At 58.9% G+C, this 15,896-nt stretch carries 19 protein-coding genes; 15 read left to right on the plus strand and 4 right to left on the minus strand.

Annotation, left to right across the window (positions count from 1 at the left end; genetic code table 11):
* Positions 1 to 55 precede the first annotated feature (55 nt).
* Positions 56 to 799, plus strand: coding sequence for a transcriptional regulator FnrL (gene fnrL, locus ACR3EM_RS16855; protein ID WP_480471797.1), 744 nt, complete (start codon positions 56 to 58; stop codon positions 797 to 799).
* 45 nt (positions 800 to 844) lie between these two features.
* Positions 845 to 1,099, plus strand: a complete 255-nt coding sequence (locus ACR3EM_RS16860; protein ID WP_480471798.1) for a GlsB/YeaQ/YmgE family stress response membrane protein — start codon at positions 845 to 847, stop codon at positions 1,097 to 1,099.
* A gap of 55 nt (positions 1,100 to 1,154) precedes the next feature.
* On the opposite strand, the gene ACR3EM_RS16865 is transcribed toward ACR3EM_RS16860, so the two are convergent.
* Entirely contained in the window at positions 1,155 to 1,994 is an 840-nt protein-coding gene (locus ACR3EM_RS16865; RefSeq protein WP_480471799.1) for a universal stress protein, read from the minus strand.
* Positions 1,995 to 2,189: 195 nt separating this feature from the next.
* Here ACR3EM_RS16865 and ccoN point away from each other — a divergent pair, with 195 nt between their 5' ends.
* Genes ccoN through ccoP form a run of 4 tightly spaced genes read left to right on the plus strand, consistent with a single transcriptional unit; the run spans position 2,190 to position 5,596 of the window.
* On the plus strand, positions 2,190 to 3,797 hold the full coding sequence (gene ccoN / locus ACR3EM_RS16870) for a cytochrome-c oxidase, cbb3-type subunit I (RefSeq protein WP_480471800.1): 1,608 nt from the start codon (positions 2,190 to 2,192) through the stop codon (positions 3,795 to 3,797).
* A gap of 14 nt (positions 3,798 to 3,811) precedes the next feature.
* On the plus strand, positions 3,812 to 4,540 hold the full coding sequence (gene ccoO / locus ACR3EM_RS16875; protein WP_480471801.1) for a cytochrome-c oxidase, cbb3-type subunit II: 729 nt from the start codon (positions 3,812 to 3,814) through the stop codon (positions 4,538 to 4,540).
* A 10-nt stretch (positions 4,541 to 4,550) separates the two neighbouring features.
* Entirely contained in the window at positions 4,551 to 4,736 is a 186-nt protein-coding gene (locus ACR3EM_RS16880) for a cbb3-type cytochrome c oxidase subunit 3 (RefSeq protein WP_480471802.1), read from the plus strand.
* Positions 4,733 to 5,596 (plus strand): cytochrome-c oxidase, cbb3-type subunit III, encoded by an 864-nt coding sequence (gene ccoP / locus ACR3EM_RS16885; protein WP_480471803.1) that lies wholly within the window; start codon positions 4,733 to 4,735, stop codon positions 5,594 to 5,596. Before ACR3EM_RS16880 ends, ccoP begins: the two co-directional genes overlap by 4 nt.
* Before the next feature lie 151 nt (positions 5,597 to 5,747).
* Here ccoP and ACR3EM_RS16890 read toward each other — a convergent pair whose 3' ends face one another.
* Entirely contained in the window at positions 5,748 to 5,906 is a 159-nt protein-coding gene (locus tag ACR3EM_RS16890; protein ID WP_480471804.1) for a hypothetical protein, read from the minus strand.
* Positions 5,907 to 6,006: 100 nt separating this feature from the next.
* Here ACR3EM_RS16890 and ACR3EM_RS16895 point away from each other — a divergent pair, with 100 nt between their 5' ends.
* The 7 genes from ACR3EM_RS16895 (at position 6,007) to nusG (ending at position 12,220) form a co-directional block, all read left to right on the plus strand.
* A complete protein-coding gene (locus ACR3EM_RS16895; RefSeq protein ID WP_480471805.1) occupies positions 6,007 to 6,885 on the plus strand; it encodes a LysR family transcriptional regulator in 879 nt (292 codons plus the stop codon).
* Between the two features lie 111 nt (positions 6,886 to 6,996).
* Complete coding sequence (gene ccoG / locus ACR3EM_RS16900) at positions 6,997 to 8,424, plus strand: cytochrome c oxidase accessory protein CcoG (protein ID WP_480471806.1); 1,428 nt, start codon at positions 6,997 to 6,999, stop codon at positions 8,422 to 8,424.
* A 2-nt stretch (positions 8,425 to 8,426) separates the two neighbouring features.
* A complete protein-coding gene (locus ACR3EM_RS16905; protein ID WP_480471807.1) occupies positions 8,427 to 8,885 on the plus strand; it encodes a FixH family protein in 459 nt (152 codons plus the stop codon).
* Positions 8,886 to 8,889: 4 nt separating this feature from the next.
* The gene (locus tag ACR3EM_RS16910) at positions 8,890 to 11,067 is read left to right on the plus strand and encodes a heavy metal translocating P-type ATPase (protein WP_480471808.1); all 2,178 of its coding nucleotides are present in this window, start codon (positions 8,890 to 8,892) and stop codon (positions 11,065 to 11,067) included.
* 4 nt (positions 11,068 to 11,071) lie between these two features.
* Positions 11,072 to 11,230 carry a cbb3-type cytochrome oxidase assembly protein CcoS gene (gene ccoS, locus ACR3EM_RS16915; protein ID WP_424831576.1) on the plus strand — a complete coding sequence of 53 codons (159 nt, stop codon included), beginning with the start codon at positions 11,072 to 11,074 and terminating at the stop codon, positions 11,228 to 11,230.
* Between the two features lie 66 nt (positions 11,231 to 11,296).
* Positions 11,297 to 11,494, plus strand: coding sequence for a preprotein translocase subunit SecE (secE, locus tag ACR3EM_RS16920; protein WP_171124314.1), 198 nt, complete (start codon positions 11,297 to 11,299; stop codon positions 11,492 to 11,494).
* A gap of 192 nt (positions 11,495 to 11,686) precedes the next feature.
* Positions 11,687 to 12,220, plus strand: a complete 534-nt coding sequence (nusG, locus tag ACR3EM_RS16925; protein WP_039539910.1) for a transcription termination/antitermination protein NusG — start codon at positions 11,687 to 11,689, stop codon at positions 12,218 to 12,220.
* Between the two features lie 98 nt (positions 12,221 to 12,318).
* Here the strand turns inward: nusG and ACR3EM_RS16930 are convergent, their stop codons facing one another.
* Positions 12,319 to 13,566, minus strand: coding sequence for a peptidoglycan-binding domain-containing protein (locus ACR3EM_RS16930; RefSeq protein ID WP_480471809.1), 1,248 nt, complete (start codon positions 13,564 to 13,566; stop codon positions 12,319 to 12,321).
* A gap of 382 nt (positions 13,567 to 13,948) precedes the next feature.
* On the opposite strand from ACR3EM_RS16930, the gene rplK reads away from it, so the two are divergent.
* Together rplK and rplA are read left to right on the plus strand one after the other, a co-directional pair.
* Positions 13,949 to 14,398, plus strand: coding sequence for a 50S ribosomal protein L11 (rplK, locus tag ACR3EM_RS16935; RefSeq protein WP_037314971.1), 450 nt, complete (start codon positions 13,949 to 13,951; stop codon positions 14,396 to 14,398).
* A gap of 1 nt (position 14,399) precedes the next feature.
* Positions 14,400 to 15,098, plus strand: a complete 699-nt coding sequence (gene rplA / locus ACR3EM_RS16940; protein WP_480471810.1) for a 50S ribosomal protein L1 — start codon at positions 14,400 to 14,402, stop codon at positions 15,096 to 15,098.
* 192 nt (positions 15,099 to 15,290) lie between these two features.
* Here rplA and ACR3EM_RS16945 read toward each other — a convergent pair whose 3' ends face one another.
* A complete protein-coding gene (locus tag ACR3EM_RS16945) occupies positions 15,291 to 15,881 on the minus strand; it encodes an SIS domain-containing protein (protein ID WP_480471811.1) in 591 nt (196 codons plus the stop codon).
* Positions 15,882 to 15,896: the final 15 nt, after the last annotated feature.

Consider the following 15,896-nt stretch of genomic DNA (forward strand, 5'->3'; position numbering starts at 1 on the left):
ACGGGTATAACGGGGAGGGCTTGCATACTTTGACCGAGATCAAGTGGACGCGCGAATGAACGTAAAAGCCATGTTTGAACACGGAAGCTGCGAGGATTGCCCGATCAGGCATCGCGCAGTATGCGCCCATTGCGAAGCTGATGAGCTCGAAGAGCTTGAAAGCATTAAATATTATCGCAGCTTTGAGGCTGGCCAGAATGTAATCTGGTCCGGCGACCCGATGAATTTCGTGGGGTCGGTCGTTTCCGGAATCGCTTCGTTGACGCAAACGATGGAAGACGGTCGCACGCAGATGGTCGGGCTGTTGCTGCCCAGCGATTTTGTTGGCCGTCCGGGGCGCGAATCTGCGCCATATGACGTGATTGCAACCACCGATCTGGTCATGTGTTGCTTCCGCAAGAAGCCATTCGAAGAAATGATGACGACCACGCCGCATATCGCGCAGCGCTTGCTTGAGATGACGCTGGACGAACTGGATGCGGCGCGCGAATGGATGCTGGTACTGGGGCGCAAGACCGCGCGAGAGAAGATCGCCAGCCTACTTTCGATCATTGCCCGCCGGGATGCGTCGATCCACAAGTCCGGCATGACGGGGCCGATCGTGTTCGATCTGCCGCTGACTCGTGAGGCGATGGCGGATTATCTGGGTCTGACGCTGGAAACGGTGAGCCGCCAGATGTCTGCGCTGAAAAAGGATCAGGTGATCTTGCTGGAAGGCAAGCGCCACGTCACCATCCCCGATATGGGGCGCCTTATGGAAGAGGCCGGCGACGATACGGATGGCGGTTTTCTGGTCTGACGCCAGACCCTGTCGGCGCGACCCTCACAATATCAGGAGTGAGCTATGGTATTCAGTAGCCTGTTGGCGATGTTGTTCATCGGTGCGATTGCCGGTTGGCTATCCGGCAAGATCATGGAAGGTCGCGGCTTTGGTCTGATCGGGAATATTATCGTCGGGGTTGTCGGTGCGTTTCTGGCAGGAACGATCTTTCCCGCGCTGGGCTTTGGGGTCGGTGGCGGCCTGTTCTCTTCGATCTTCTTTGCGACTGTGGGGGCGGTGATCCTGCTGTTCCTCATAGGGTTGATCCGAAAAGCGTAAAACGCTCAAAGCCGCCCGGATCAGGGGCGGCTTTGCATCTTGTTTCGCAAGCGGATCAATGGGCCAGGAAGACCGGCACGTTGGATTGCTCGAGCATATTGCGGGTCGCTCCGCCCAGAATTGCCTCGCGGAAGCGGGAATGCCCATAGGCCCCCATCACGATCATGTCCGCCTCGGTATCCGCTGCGTGGCGGTTGAGGATGTCCGAGACGCGGGTCATGGTCTTGCTCAGCACATCGATCTCACATCTCACCCCGTGCCGTGCCAGCATCTGCGACAGTAGTCCGCCGGGGTCGGACCGGTCGGGCCCATGCCGGGGCGGATCAATGACGACAATACGCGTCAACTCGGCCTGTTTCAGGAAGGGCAGGGCGCAGCGGATTGCCCGCATGGCCTCGATGCTCTCATTCCAGCCGATCATCACGGTTCCCGGCGAAGCAAGCGGTTTTGAATCGTCCGGCACCAGCAGAACCGGGGCGTGGCCTTCGAACATGGCAGCCTCCACAATCGGTTCGGCCTCGGCGTCCCGGTCTTTGCCGTAGGGTCGTGGCAAAATCACCAGATCCGAGAAACGCGCACGTCGCGCAACATGGCGTCCGATATCGGCGATCTGCGCAACGCCATTCTCGGCAGACCAGCGGATGCCGGACTTGCCCAGATAGTCCTGAGCATAGGCGAGTATTTCATCGGCCTCGGCATTGGCGCGGCTCAGGGTTTCCTGCAAAATCAGCGCGTTGGCACCTGCGTAATAATAACCCGTCTGACTGCGGTCGACCCCAAGACACAGCGCCTCGGCATGGGCGTCCTGTGCCTCAGCCAGTGCTACCATCTGCGCCAGAGCAGATTGTGACAGCTTGGTTTCCGTCATGACCGTCAATAGGGATTTATATGCCATGTCGCCCTCGTGATTTCGGCGCGACCATTGTGCGGTCCGCGCATCGGTTTCTTGAGGAAAACCTGTCACATTAAACAGGGGCTTGTCTTGACACAGATCAAAGCGGAAAACATGGCCTCGCTGCATTACAGCATGCAGTCAAAAAGGTTTCGCGCGGCATGAAGAATCGCGCGGGGCATGGCAAAGGGACGCAATATGTCAAATTACATCAAGCTGATCGTGCTTGGGCTGGTTGTGGTGTTCGCCGCGATCGGGTCCAACTATGCACGCGATTTGGCGTATCAGGTGCATGCGATTCTGGTGATGTTGATCGCCGGTGGTTTGTTCATCTGGACGCTTAGAAAAACGGACGAGCCAGATATTCTCGTAGACCGCTCGGGCGAATACATGGATGACGTGATCCGCTATGGCGTGATCGCGACCGCCTTTTGGGGTGTGGTCGGGTTTATGGCGGGAACCTTCATTGCGTTCCAGCTGGCCTTTCCGGCGCTGAACTTCGAATGGGCGCAGGGCTACGCCAACTTCGGCCGGTTGCGTCCGTTGCATACTTCGGCAGTGATCTTCGCCTTTGGCGGCAACGCGCTGATTGCAACTTCGTTCTATGTCGTACAGCGCACCAGCGCCGCGCGTCTCTGGGGCGGTAATCTGGCGTGGTTCGTGTTCTGGGGCTATCAGCTGTTCATCGTTCTGGCTGCAACCGGCTATCTGCTGGGCGGAACCCAGTCGAAAGAATATGCCGAGCCTGAATGGTACGTAGACCTGTGGCTGACCGTTGTCTGGGTCGCTTATCTGGCCGTCTACCTAGGCACGATCATCAAGCGGAAAGAGCCCCACATCTATGTGGCCAACTGGTTCTACCTCGCGTTCATCGTCACCGTCGCCATGCTGCACCTGGTCAACAACATGACCATCCCCGTCAGCATCTGGGGCTCGAAATCGGTTATCGTCTGGTCGGGCGTACAGGACGCCATGATCCAGTGGTGGTACGGTCACAACGCCGTGGGCTTCTTCCTGACCGCGGGCTTCCTGGGCATGATGTACTACTTCATCCCGAAGCAGGCCGAGCGTCCGGTATTCTCGTACAAGCTGTCGATCATCCACTTCTGGGCGCTGATCTTCCTGTATATCTGGGCGGGTCCGCACCACCTGCACTATACCGCGCTGCCTGATTGGGCGTCGACGCTGGGTATGGTGTTCTCGATCATCCTGTGGATGCCTTCGTGGGGCGGTATGATCAACGGTCTGATGACGCTTTCCGGCGCTTGGGACAAGCTGCGCACCGATCCGATCATCCGTATGATGGTCATCTCGGTCGGCTTCTACGGTATGTCCACATTCGAAGGACCGATGATGTCGATCCGCGCTGTGAACTCGCTCAGCCACTATACTGACTGGACCATTGGTCACGTGCACTCGGGCGCGCTGGGCTGGAATGGCATGATCACCTTTGGTGCGCTGTACTTCCTGGTTCCCGTCCTGTGGAAGCGCGAGCGTCTGTACTCACTGCAGATGGTCAGCTGGCACTTCTGGCTCGCCACCATTGGCATCGTGCTCTACGCCGCGTCGATGTGGGTCACCGGTATCATGGAAGGTCTGATGTGGCGCGAAGTGGATGCAAACGGCTTCCTGGTGAACTCGTTCGCCGACACCGTGGCCGCCAAGTTCCCGATGTACGTGGTGCGTGGTCTGGGTGGGGTTCTGTTCCTCGCTGGCGCAGTGATCATGTGCTACAACCTGTGGATGACCGTGCGGAAAGCGCCGGCCAAAGAGGCCAGCCTGACCGTCGCAGTCCCGGCTGAATAAGGAGGGCCGGAGCAATGGCAATTCTCGACAAACATAAGATCCTCGAGACCAACGCGACCCTCCTGCTGATCTTCAGCTTCCTGGTCGTAACCATCGGTGGCATCGTTCAGATCACCCCGCTGTTCTATCTTGAGAACACAATCGAGAAGGTGGAGGGCATGCGCCCTTACACCCCTCTCGAAATGGCGGGGCGTGAGATCTACATCCGCGAAGGCTGCTATGTCTGCCACAGCCAGATGATCCGCCCGATGCGGGACGAGGTCGAACGCTACGGCCACTACTCGCTGGCGGCTGAATCGATGTATGACCACCCCTTCCAGTGGGGCTCCAAGCGCACGGGGCCTGATCTGGCGCGTGTTGGTGGCCGCTACTCGGATCAGTGGCAGGTCGATCACCTGCGGGACCCGCAGTCTGTGGTGCCTGAATCGGTGATGCCCAAATATGGCTTCCTCGAACACCGCAAGATCGACGGCAAGTATATCGGTGACATCATGGCGGCCAACGCTCTGGTCGGCACCCCATATACCGAAGAGATGCTGGAGAACGCGCAAGCCGACTTCCGCGCTCAGGCCGATCCGGACAGCGACTATGACGGTCTGCTGGAACGCTATGGCGACAAGGTCAACGTGCGCAACTTCGACGGCCAGCCCGAGCTGACCGAAGCGGACGCGCTGGTTGCCTATCTGCAAATGCTGGGCACGTTGGTCGACTTCTCGACCTTCACGCCTGACGCAAACCGCTAAGGAGGGTGTGATGGAAGAATACACAATCCTCAGACAGTTTGCGGATAGCTGGATGTTGCTGCTGTTGTTCGCCTTTTTCCTGGGCATCGTGATCTGGGTTTTCCGCCCCGGTGCCAGCAAGGAATACAAGGACACGGCCAATATTCCGTTCCGGCATGAAGATAAACCCGCCACATCCAAGGAGGCGCGGCAATGAGCAAGACACCTGAAAAACAGCCGGGTGATCCGAATACAACCGGTCACAGCTGGGACGGTATCGAAGAGTTCGACAACCCGATGCCGCGCTGGTGGCTGTGGACCTTCTACGCCACCATCTTCTGGGGTGTGATCTATACGATCATGTATCCCGCATGGCCTCTGGTTCAATCGGCAACCGCCGGTGTGTTGGGCTGGTCTTCGCGCGAGCTGGTGCAGCAGGAAATGGTTGCCTTCGAAGAAGCGAATGCGCCGTGGAATGCGAAGCTGGTTGAAACTCCGCTCGAGGAGATCTCGGCCGATGCAGAGCTGCAGCAATACGCCGTGAATTCGGGCGGTGCCGTATTCCGCACATGGTGTGCGCAATGCCACGGCTCGGGTGCGCAAGGTGCGCCGGGTTTCCCGAACCTGCTGGACGATGCCTGGCTTTGGGGCGGTACGCTTGAGGATATCGAGTACACCATCGCCTATGGTATCCGGAATGAGGAAAGTGACGATGCGCGCTATTCCGAAATGCCGGCCTTTGGCGAGATCCTCGAGCATGACGAGATCACGCAGGTGGTTCAGTATGTCATGTCGCTGACCAACGCTCAGACCGACGATGCAGCAGCGCAGGCGGGCAAGGTTGTCTTTGAAGATAACTGCGCGGCTTGCCATGGCGAAGATGGCAAAGGCGATGTCTTCCAGGGCGCGCCGAACCTGACGGATGCGATCTGGCTTTACGGTGGTAGCGAAGAAGCGCTGACCGAGACGGTCACCAACAGCCGGTTCGGCGTCATGCCATCCTGGGAAAACCGCCTGACTGACGCGCAGATCCGTGCTGTATCGGCTTATGTCCACCAGCTGGGTGGCGGTCAGTAAGAGCTAAAAGAACACCTCCGGGCGGTTTCCCGCCCGAAGGCTGAGGCACCGGCTGTTCCATCTGTTCGCGCGTTTCCAGAACAGCCGGTGCCGAATTTTCCAAGAATAAGCCCTTGTTGTGTCTCGGTCCAGAACCGGGATTCAGGCTGGTTCAGCGATCGTCCAGATCTGTTGCGCGCGGATGTTCCTTCCACCAATGATGTTCGGGCAACCAACGCGCCTTGCGGCGGCTTGGTTTTGGTGTGTCCTGAATATGGGGCGTGTCGACCCGTGTCGCAGTCATGAAAGATCGGGCAAAAACGTTCAGCATGGCGTTTCTCCTAAGCGATAAAGTTCCTGCCTAAAAGATTGACCTTTGGGGCGCCAAATGCGACTCAATAACCATTACTCTGTGTAAGTGTGGTTTACATATGGACTGGCTGAACCTTCCGCCGCTTGCTGCGCTCAGGGCCTTTGCAGCCTTTGCTGAGAAGCGTAATGTAGTCGATGCCGGTCTGGCGCTTAATGTCAGCCACGCTGCCATCAGCCAGCAGTTGCGTGCGCTGGAAAAGCACTTGGGCGTTGCGCTGCTCGACCGTTCCGGCAAGTCACTGACCCTGACCGGGGACGGAGAGCATCTGGCGCGTGCCTTGCATCTGGGCTTTGGCGCGATTGAGGTGGCCGTTGGCGATTTGGCCCGTTCGGGTCAGGACCGGCCGGTTCATGTCTCGCTGACTTCGTCCTTTGCCGCATCGTGGCTGATGCCGCGTCTGCCAAGTTTTCGCGCCACCCACCCGGAGGTCAATCTGATCCTCGATCCAACCTTCGAGGTGGTCGAATTGCGCCCAGGCGGAGTCGATGTCGCCATCCGCTATGGTGCCGGAGGTTGGCCGGGGGTGGATTGTGAGATGTTGCTGCAAACACCGATGGTTATCGTGGCCTCACCCACTCTGTTGGGGGGCAAAACGGACTGGTCGCCAGCCGAGCTTGCGCAACTGCCGTGGCTGGAAGAAATCGGCACGACAGAAGCTACAACATGGCTGACCGAACGCGGCGTTGGCCCCGAACGCGGTGCGGGGCGCACGCAACTCCCAGGTAATCTGCTGCTGGATGGCCTGAGGTCCGGACAAGGGGTCACGGTCACCGTGCGACAATTCGTCGAGACTGATATCGAGGCGGGCCGTATCGTCGAGCTTTATGCCGAACCCGATGCGCGCGGATATCATATTTTGACGCAAAAATCAGCACTTAGACCTTCGGTGAAGACGTTTATCAGCTGGCTGAAACGCGAGGCACGCAACGCGCGGTAACATTGGCGCGAAAAGATGTCTGTACGATGCGCGTTTTGACCCATGTCAAAGTCTCTCGTCCCGTGATCTGGAACAAGACACACTCAGAAAAGCCAGTTGTGGAGCCAGCCTGTGAGCGATTCCAACCCCACCCCCAGTCTCTATGCCGCCAGAGAGCCGATTTTCCCAAGGCGGGTGTCCGGCCCGTTCCGCAATCTCAAGTGGATCATCATGGCGGTGACGCTGGGCATCTACTATGTGACGCCGTGGATCAGATGGGACCGGGGTCCAAGCCTGCCGGATCAGGCGGTGCTGCTGGATCTGGCCAACCGGCGCTTTTACTTCTTCTGGATCGAAATCTGGCCGCATGAGTTCTACTTCGTCGCAGGCCTTCTGATCATGGCCGGGCTGGGACTGTTCCTGTTCACCTCGGCTCTGGGACGGGTCTGGTGCGGCTATGCCTGCCCGCAGACTGTATGGACCGATCTCTATATCTTGGTCGAGCGCTGGATCGAGGGGGATCGCAACGCGCGTCTGCGTCTGCATCGACAGAAGAAGCTGGATTTTCGCAAGGCACGATTGCGTCTGACGAAATGGGCGGTCTGGTTCCTGATCGGCCTCGCCACGGGCGGGGCTTGGGTGTTCTATTTCGCGGATGCGCCGACGTTGGCCCGCGATCTGGTGACCGGCAACGCACATCCTGTGGCTTACACGACCATGCTGATCCTTACCGCCACTACCTTCTTCTTCGGTGGCTTCGCGCGTGAGCAGATCTGTATCTATGCCTGCCCCTGGCCGCGGATTCAGGCGGCGATGATGGATGAGGATACTCTGGTCGTCGGATATCGCGAATGGCGGGGTGAGCCGCGTGGAAAGGGCAAACGCACTGCCGATTCTGATCTGGGTGATTGCATTGACTGCATGGCCTGCGTCAATGTCTGCCCTGTGGGGATCGATATACGGGACGGGCAGCAGCTGGAGTGTATCACCTGCGCTTTGTGTATCGATGCCTGTGATGACATGATGGCCAAGATAGGCAAACCACGCGGCCTGATCGACTATATGGCACTCAGCGATGAGGTGCACGAGCGAGAAGGTCAGCCGCCCAAGAACATCTGGAAACACATCCTGCGGCCCCGCACGATCCTTTATACGACCTTGTGGTCGCTGGTCGGCTTTGCCCTGCTCTTTGCGCTGTTTATCCGTTCGGATATCGACCTGACCGTTGCGCCGGTGCGGAACCCGACCTTCGTCACCTTGTCGGATGGCACGATCCGCAACACCTATGACGTGCGCCTGCGCAACAAGCATGGGGAAGAGAGGTCCTTCCAACTGACGCTGGCGGGCGATCCGTCGCTGCAGGTCGAAATTGAGGGCATCGAAGGGAATGCTGTCAATGTCGCAGCAGATACGGCACAATTGACGCGGGTCTACATTACTGCGGCTCAGGGCACCGGTCCGGCCGCTGTGGACAGCACTTCGGTCCGCATCTGGGTGGAAGATCTTGGAAGTGGCGAGCGGGCCTATAAAGACACCACGTTCAACGGACGAGGAAACTGAGAATGGCAAAGCGTCAATTTACCGGAAAGCATGCGCTTGCCGTGTTTGTTGCAGCCTTTGGTGTGATCATCGCGGTGAATCTTGTGCTGGCCTACAGTGCGGTGAAGACGTTTCCGGGACTTGAGGTCAAGAACTCCTATGTCGCCAGCCAGGAGTTCAACGAACGTCTCAAAGAACAGCAGGCGCTGGGCTGGGAGATCAAGGCCGAGGTGACCGGCGGATTGCTTGTGCTGCGCATCACCGATCAGACGGGTGCCCCCGTCGAGGTGGCTGAGCTGCAGGCGGTTGTTGGTCGTGCGACCCACGTGAAAGACGACTTCTCGCCGGATTTCACCTTTGATGGTCTGGCCTACGCGGCTCCCGCCGCACTGGGCAAGGGGAACTGGAATATCCGTCTGGTCGCCAAGGCCAAGGACGGTGCCGAATTCGCGCAGCGCGTGCCGCTGTATGTGAAAGGGTGATGGGATGACCGCACAGGCCCCAACCGGTACAGCGGCTTGTCCGGGCTGCCTCGCAGCCCCGGCCGAGCCAGCGCGTGCGGCGCCCAAGGACGCGCAGATCGCGCTGTCGCTACCGGGGATTCACTGCTCGGCCTGTATTGCGACGGTTGAGCGGGAATTGAACGCCCATCCCGGCGTCTTGGACGCGCGGGTCAACCTGACGCTCAAACGCGCCATGATCAAAGCCGCTCCGGACATGCGTGCCGTCGACCTGATCCCGGTGCTGGAACGCGCGGGCTATGAAGCGCATGAGCTTGACCCCGGAGCGTTGTCGGCCACGCAATCTGACAAGGCAGGTCGTGATCTGCTGATGCGGCTGGCCGTGGCCGGGTTTGCGTCGATGAACGTGATGCTGCTGTCGGTGTCGGTTTGGTCCGGCGCAAGTGATGCGACTCGGGACATGTTCCACTGGATTTCGGCGGCCATTGCGTTGCCTGCGATTGCATTCTCGGCCCAGCCATTCTTTGCCAACGCCTGGAGCGCCCTGCGTGTGCGTCGCCTGAACATGGACGTGCCGATCGTGCTGGCCATCCTGCTGGCGCTGGTCACTTCGCTCTGGGAAACCGCGCTTAGCGGCAAGCACGCCTATTTTGACGCCGCCCTGACGCTGACCTTCTTTCTACTCGCCGGGCGGTATCTGGATTACCGCACCCGCGCCGTTGCCCGCTCCGCGGCTGAAGAACTGACCGCGTTGGAGGTGCCACGCGCCACCCGTCTGGTGGATGGCGCTGAGGAAGAGATCGCAGTTTCCTCTCTGAATGTCGGCGACCTGATCCTTGTCCGGCCCGGCGGTCGGATGCCAGTGGATGGAGAGATTGTCTCGGGTCAGTCCGAACTCGACCGCTCCCTGCTGACCGGGGAAACCCTCCCTGTATTCGCGCAGGAAGGGCTGGCGGTCAGCGCTGGTGAGGTCAACCTGACCGGACCTCTGACCATCCGTGCGACGGCGGTGGGTGAGGATACTTCGCTGCATCGGATGGCCGATCTGGTGGCCATCGCTGAATCGGGTCGGTCGCGGTACACATCGCTGGCCGACAAGGCGGCCAAGCTATACGCGCCGGGTGTGCACATCCTGTCGGCGCTCAGCTTTCTGGGCTGGTACATCTATTCCGGCGATGTCCGTACGGCGCTGAACATCGCCGCAGCGGTTCTGATCATCACCTGCCCCTGTGCGCTTGGCCTTGCGGTTCCGGCGGTGACAACTGCCGCCTCCGGTCGGCTGTTCCGCAGCGGGATGCTGATCAAACATGCCACGGCGCTGGAGCGTTTGGCCGAGGTTGATACGGTTGTGTTTGACAAAACCGGCACGCTGACCTCGGGTACACCCGAGCTGACCAATCTGGGCGACCATTCCCGTGCCGATCTGGAAGTGGCTCTGGCACTGGCCGAGGCCTCCTCGCATCCCTTGTCGCTTGCGCTCGCTAAAGCAGCACGTGAGGCCGGGATCAAACCCGCCACCCTGCGCGATGTGGTCGAAGTGCCGGGCTATGGCACCGAGGGCCTCTATCGGGATCAGCGTGTCAGGTTGGGCCGCGCCGCCTGGGTCGGTGGCGAGGACGGGGCGCAGACTTCTGCATGGCTGGCCATCGGATCGCACACGCCCCAGCGTTTTACATTCACGGACAGCCTGCGCGCTGGTGCGGCTGAGGCCGTCGCCGCCTTCCGCAAAGCGGGCAAAGAGGTCATCCTGATCTCGGGCGACACCAAAGGGGCTGTTGAGGCGCTGGCAGATAAACTGGGCATCGAAACCTGGATTGCCCAAGCCTTGCCCGAGGACAAAGCCGCCAAGGTGCAAGCGTTGAGCGATCAGGGCCATCGCGTCCTGATGGTGGGCGATGGGTTGAACGATACGGCAGCGCTGGCGGCGGCACATGTCTCGATCTCTCCCGCCTCAGCACTGGACGCGGCGCGGGTGGCGTCGGATATCGTGCTGCTGGGCAATGACCTGTCACCGATCTCGGATGCCTGCGATACGGCCATCAAGGCGACCAAACGGATTCGCGAGAACTTCCGCATCGCTACCGTCTACAATGTGATCGCGGTGCCTCTGGCCGTTGTGGGCCTCGCAACACCGTTGATCGCGGCGCTGGCGATGTCGACCTCGTCGATCACTGTGTCCCTGAATGCATTGCGGCTAAGGTAATACGATGGAAGTTCTGGCCTATCTCATTCCGATTTCACTGCTTTTGGGCGGTGTTGGGCTGGTTGCGTTCATCTATACGGTCCGGTCCAACCAGTATGACGACCCCGAGGGCGACTCGCGCCGCATCCTAAGCGACGAATGGGACGACAAGCCCAAGCCCTGACCGCCCTTGAAATTGCCGCAATGCCCGGTTATGTCCGGCCCATCCGCTAGCAGAGAGATACGCCTCATGGCCACCACAAACCCGATCCAGTTCATTCAGCAGGTCCGTGCCGAAGTCGCAAAGGTCGTCTGGCCGACGCGCCGCGAGGTTCTGTTGACCACGGTCATGGTGTTCATCATGGCGGCGCTGACGGCTGTGTTCTTTGCATTGGTCGATCTGGGTATTCGCGGCGGGTTGCAACTGATCCTCGGCGCGTTCGGTTAAGGCGGTTGGGGCGGGCGTAAACGCGACTGCCCCCTTGCACAGCGTGCGCTGTCAGAGTAGGTGACATGACTATTCGGAATGGGCGTGCGGCGAATCGGGCTGCGCGCCGCTTTTTATTCCGGGTGACGCAATTGGATTTTAACGAGGGGTGCGCTTAGCCGCGGCCCGAAGGCAAACAAGGACGACAGGTTCATGGCGAAACGGTGGTACTCGGTCAGCGTTCTTTCGAATTTCGAAAAGAAGATCGCAGAGCAGATCCGCACGTCGGTGGCTGAACAGGGCCTTGAGGACGATATCGACGAAGTTCTGGTGCCCACCGAAGAGGTGATCGAAGTGCGCCGGGGCAAGAAAGTCACCACCGAGCGCCGCTTCATGCCGGGCTACGTGCTGGTGCATATGGAAATGTCGGATCAGGGCTATCACCTGATCAATTCGATCAACCGCGTTACCGGCTTCCTGGGTCCGCAAGGCCGCCCGATGCCGATGCGTGACGCCGAAGTGAACCAGATCCTCAACCGCGTTCAGGAAGGTGAAGAAGCGCCGAAGCTGATGATCACCTTCGAGGTCGGCGAGAAGGTCAAGGTCAACGACGGCCCGTTCGAGGATTTCGACGGCATGGTCGAAGGCGTGGACGACGAGAACCAGAAGCTGAAGGTTTCGGTCTCGATCTTCGGTCGGGAAACCCCGGTCGAGCTGGACTTCACGCAGGTGACCAAGCAGAGCTGATCCAGCTTAGCTGCAGAATTTATAACGCCGCGATGCAACATGCACCGCGGCGTTTTTGTTTCAGACATGAAAACGTCGATACTGTTTCGCGTACCGTCTTATTGCGATTGCGTCATCGCCGCGCGCAACAGTTGCGGGCGATCAGACTGAGACGGCAGGAACACAGCCTGCGATCCGGCGTCCAGCGCCGACAGGCTCGCATCATACCATTGCATTGCAAGGTCGCGGCGCTCCTGCACTCCGAAGCCCTCGCGCAGATGGTGGCCGATCAGCTCTCCATAGGCGGGCTCACCCATCGCGACAAGCATCAGCGCAGAACCAACTGCGGCGTCCATGTTGTCCTGACGGTAGCCCATTGCCAGGCAAACCTTGCTTGTTGCGGCAAGATCTGCGGGGCTCAGCCCTGAATCTAACGCCAGCTTGCGAACCTGGGTTTCAGCCTCTGCTTTTGGGCTAAGCGACAGGGCATCAACTTGCGATGCCAACATCTCACCATACGAGTCGCATTGCGCGCTGATCTGATCTGGGGTCAGCCCCTGGATGTCCTGCATCAGGTCCTCACCACGCGCCATTGCATAGCTGCGTGCCAGACAGAACTGCTCGCTAAGCGCAAAGTCAGGATCGGTCATGTTGGACAGGGTCGTATAACCGCCATTGGTCGATGTCTGCAGCATCACCCCACTGCAACGATTGGCGAGCGAGGGGCCCCCGGTGCCGCCGGAAAACAGGCTCGGCAGACTACTGGATGCGGTTTCAGTTGGCGCGGGTGCAGGGGTGGCTTCTGGCTGTGGTGCCGCGGCTGTCTGGGGCTGTGTCACAATCGGGATGGCCGGGGCCGGTACGGGTGCTTGCGGGGCGGCAGTCAGCGTTGATCCCGTTTGTAGCTGTCGACGATACTCCATCAACAGCGGCTGCCCTGCAAGCCGGGTCGAGGCCTGTCCACCGCTGGTCGCCCAGTAGTAGGCCTGCATCAGGAAGTCACGCTGATAGGGCTGGAAATCATGGCCGTTCACAGGATAGCCCATCGAGACTTGATAGCGTTCGATCGCCGAGCGTGTGCCACGCCCGACCTGACCATCGACCCTGCCGGCATTGTATCCGAAGTAATTGAGCGCGGTCTGGGTCTGCGCGCCTTGCGTGGTCGATGGGATGCCCGGCCGATAGGTCCGGGTGGTTCTCGTCCGGGCGTTTTGTTTCTTCTGCTGCTCTCGACCGATCGCGTATCCGATGACACCACCAACAACAGCGCCGCCCAGGATTTCACCTGCGTCTGCGCGTGCAGTCTGAGGTGTGGTTGTCGCAAAAGAAATCACGATGCCCAGTGTTATTATTAAACGAACAATCATAGTTAACCTCCACTAACCAATCTATTTTCAAAGACTATAGCACAGCCACAAGTGTTAATGTGAGACAAAGGCCAAGACCTGCTCAACTCACCGACTTATCCAAGTATTTCCGGGCCTTGCCTGGTTGTCCGTAGCTTGTATTTCCTTGTCTTTTGCGCTCTGCAGTCGGCGAGCCGGATAGAATCCGCCAGGGCTCGATTCGATTGCGCGACATTCGAGGGGGCCAGCCCCTTGCCAACCCCCGCATTCCCCTTTAAATGCCGCCACTATCGTCTTCGGGCGAGATTCTCTCGTGGGAGATTGCCGGGATCGCGATCCCGCATCGGACCACGCAACATAATCTGGGTGAGACGCGTCTCATCTAAGTTGAAAGGAAAACCAAATGGCCAAGAAGCTTGCTGGTACAATGAAGCTGCAGGTTCCTGCAGGTCAGGCGAACCCGTCGCCGCCAGTTGGTCCGGCGCTGGGTCAGCGCGGCATCAACATCATGGAATTCTGCAAGGCGTTCAACGCCAAGACTGCAGACATGGAGCAAGGTGCACCTTGCCCGACCGTGATCACCTATTATCAGGACAAGTCCTTCACCATGGACATCAAGACGCCGCCCGCGTCTTACTACCTGAAAAAAGCGGCTGGCCTGAAGCCGGTTGGCAAGCGTAACCGTCCCCGTGGCGCGGAAAACCCAGGTCGTGAGACCGTGGCCACCGTGACCTCGAAGCAGGTTCGTGAAATCGCCGAAGCCAAAATGAAAGATCTGAACGCCAACGACGTCGAAGGCGCAATGCAGATCATCCTGGGCTCGGCCCGCTCTATGGGCATCGAGGTGAAGTAAGATGGCAAAACTCGGTAAACGTACCCGCGCTGCGCGCGACGCTGTCGCTGGCAAGGAAAACCTGTCGGTGGACGAAGCAGTTGCCCTGGTCAAAGCCAACGCAACCTCGAAATTCGACGAGACCATCGAAATCGCTCTGAACCTGGGCGTTGACACCCGTCACGCAGACCAGATGGTTCGCGGCGTTGTCGGCCTGCCGAACGGCACCGGTAAAGCGATGCGCGTTGCTGTTTTCGCCCGTGGCCCCAAGGCCGACGAAGCGAAAGAAGCTGGCGCGGATATCGTTGGTGCAGAAGACCTGATGGAAACCATTCAGGGCGGCACCATCGAATTCGACCGCTGCATTGCAACCCCGGACATGATGCCGATCGTTGGCCGTCTGGGTAAAGTTCTGGGCCCCCGCAACCTGATGCCGAACCCGAAGGTCGGCACCGTGACCATGGATGTGAAAGCGGCCGTGGAAGCAGCCAAGGGCGGTGAAGTTCAGTTCAAGGCAGAAAAAGGCGGCGTCGTGCATGCTGGCGTTGGTAAAGCGTCGTTTGACGAAGCCAAGCTGGCCGAAAACGTCCGCGCTTTCGTCTCGGCTGTGGCCAAGGCCAAGCCGTCGGGCGCCAAAGGCACCTACATGAAGAAAATCGCGCTGAGCTCAACCATGGGCCCTGGCGTGACCGTCGATGTTGCGGAAGCGTCGGGCGAATAAGCCCGAGCGCAGAATTACAAAGAATTGGTCCCGGGTGGTGCGAACTGCCCGGGACTTTTTCTTATCTTCGATCAAAAGCCATCATCGCTCGGACCAACTCGTCGAAACAACATTGGGTTTCGTTAATTGCCATCAGACAAACAAGCTGACCGAACCCATGTCGTAGTAATCCGATCGCTAACCCAAGATTGGCTATTCAACGGATTCCCACTTCATCTCGTTCATCAGCACCTTTGGATGTGAGACCAGCATATGCCAGACCACGGCCTGAAAGCTCTCTACCTGAGCGGTGACATCCCCTAAACTCGGGATTACCAGAACGGCATCACCCACCTCGGCTGCATACCCGCCGTCTCGACCGACAACGCCCATGACCGAAGCGCCTACGTCCTTGGCAAGTTGCATGGCTTCAACAAGGTTCATAGAGATATTCTTTTCCTTGCTACCGCCGCCTACGGAGAACACAAAAACAGCGTCCTCTTTGCGAATTCGGCTGACCTTGAGCCAGTTGGCGTAAGAACTGTCCCAGCCGTCATCGTTAATCCGTGCCGTTAGCTCGGAAACATTATCGGTTGGCGTATAGCATTCGATTCCAGCAATCTTTCGGAAATCGTTGACCGCGTGACTGGCATGACCTGCGCCACCACCCGATCCGACAAAAAACAACCGCCCGCCTCGCGCACGCACCTGCACAATCAGATCGACCATGTCAGCGCAGGTCTTTCGATCAAGCGTTGCGATGATGTCAGAAGCATTCTTAAAAAATTCGTCAATTGCGTCCATGAAACAGTCCTTTCT

Source organism: Ruegeria sp. AH3, assembly GCF_056536265.1.

Coding starts and splice junctions, on each gene's coding strand:
- fnrL (WP_480471797.1), top strand. CDS start 56: ATGAACGTAAAAGCCATGTTTGAACACGGAAGCTGCGAGGATTGCCCG.
- ACR3EM_RS16860 (WP_480471798.1), top strand. CDS start 845: ATGGTATTCAGTAGCCTGTTGGCGATGTTGTTCATCGGTGCGATTGCC.
- ACR3EM_RS16865 (WP_480471799.1), bottom strand. CDS start 1,994: ATGGCATATAAATCCCTATTGACGGTCATGACGGAAACCAAGCTGTCA.
- ccoN (WP_480471800.1), top strand. CDS start 2,190: ATGTCAAATTACATCAAGCTGATCGTGCTTGGGCTGGTTGTGGTGTTC.
- ccoO (WP_480471801.1), top strand. CDS start 3,812: ATGGCAATTCTCGACAAACATAAGATCCTCGAGACCAACGCGACCCTC.
- ACR3EM_RS16880 (WP_480471802.1), top strand. CDS start 4,551: ATGGAAGAATACACAATCCTCAGACAGTTTGCGGATAGCTGGATGTTG.
- ccoP (WP_480471803.1), top strand. CDS start 4,733: ATGAGCAAGACACCTGAAAAACAGCCGGGTGATCCGAATACAACCGGT.
- ACR3EM_RS16890 (WP_480471804.1), bottom strand. CDS start 5,906: ATGCTGAACGTTTTTGCCCGATCTTTCATGACTGCGACACGGGTCGAC.
- ACR3EM_RS16895 (WP_480471805.1), top strand. CDS start 6,007: ATGGACTGGCTGAACCTTCCGCCGCTTGCTGCGCTCAGGGCCTTTGCA.
- ACR3EM_RS16905 (WP_480471807.1), top strand. CDS start 8,427: ATGGCAAAGCGTCAATTTACCGGAAAGCATGCGCTTGCCGTGTTTGTT.
- ACR3EM_RS16910 (WP_480471808.1), top strand. CDS start 8,890: ATGACCGCACAGGCCCCAACCGGTACAGCGGCTTGTCCGGGCTGCCTC.
- ccoS (WP_424831576.1), top strand. CDS start 11,072: ATGGAAGTTCTGGCCTATCTCATTCCGATTTCACTGCTTTTGGGCGGT.
- secE (WP_171124314.1), top strand. CDS start 11,297: ATGGCCACCACAAACCCGATCCAGTTCATTCAGCAGGTCCGTGCCGAA.
- nusG (WP_039539910.1), top strand. CDS start 11,687: ATGGCGAAACGGTGGTACTCGGTCAGCGTTCTTTCGAATTTCGAAAAG.
- ACR3EM_RS16930 (WP_480471809.1), bottom strand. CDS start 13,566: ATGATTGTTCGTTTAATAATAACACTGGGCATCGTGATTTCTTTTGCG.
- rplK (WP_037314971.1), top strand. CDS start 13,949: ATGGCCAAGAAGCTTGCTGGTACAATGAAGCTGCAGGTTCCTGCAGGT.
- rplA (WP_480471810.1), top strand. CDS start 14,400: ATGGCAAAACTCGGTAAACGTACCCGCGCTGCGCGCGACGCTGTCGCT.
- ACR3EM_RS16945 (WP_480471811.1), bottom strand. CDS start 15,881: ATGGACGCAATTGACGAATTTTTTAAGAATGCTTCTGACATCATCGCA.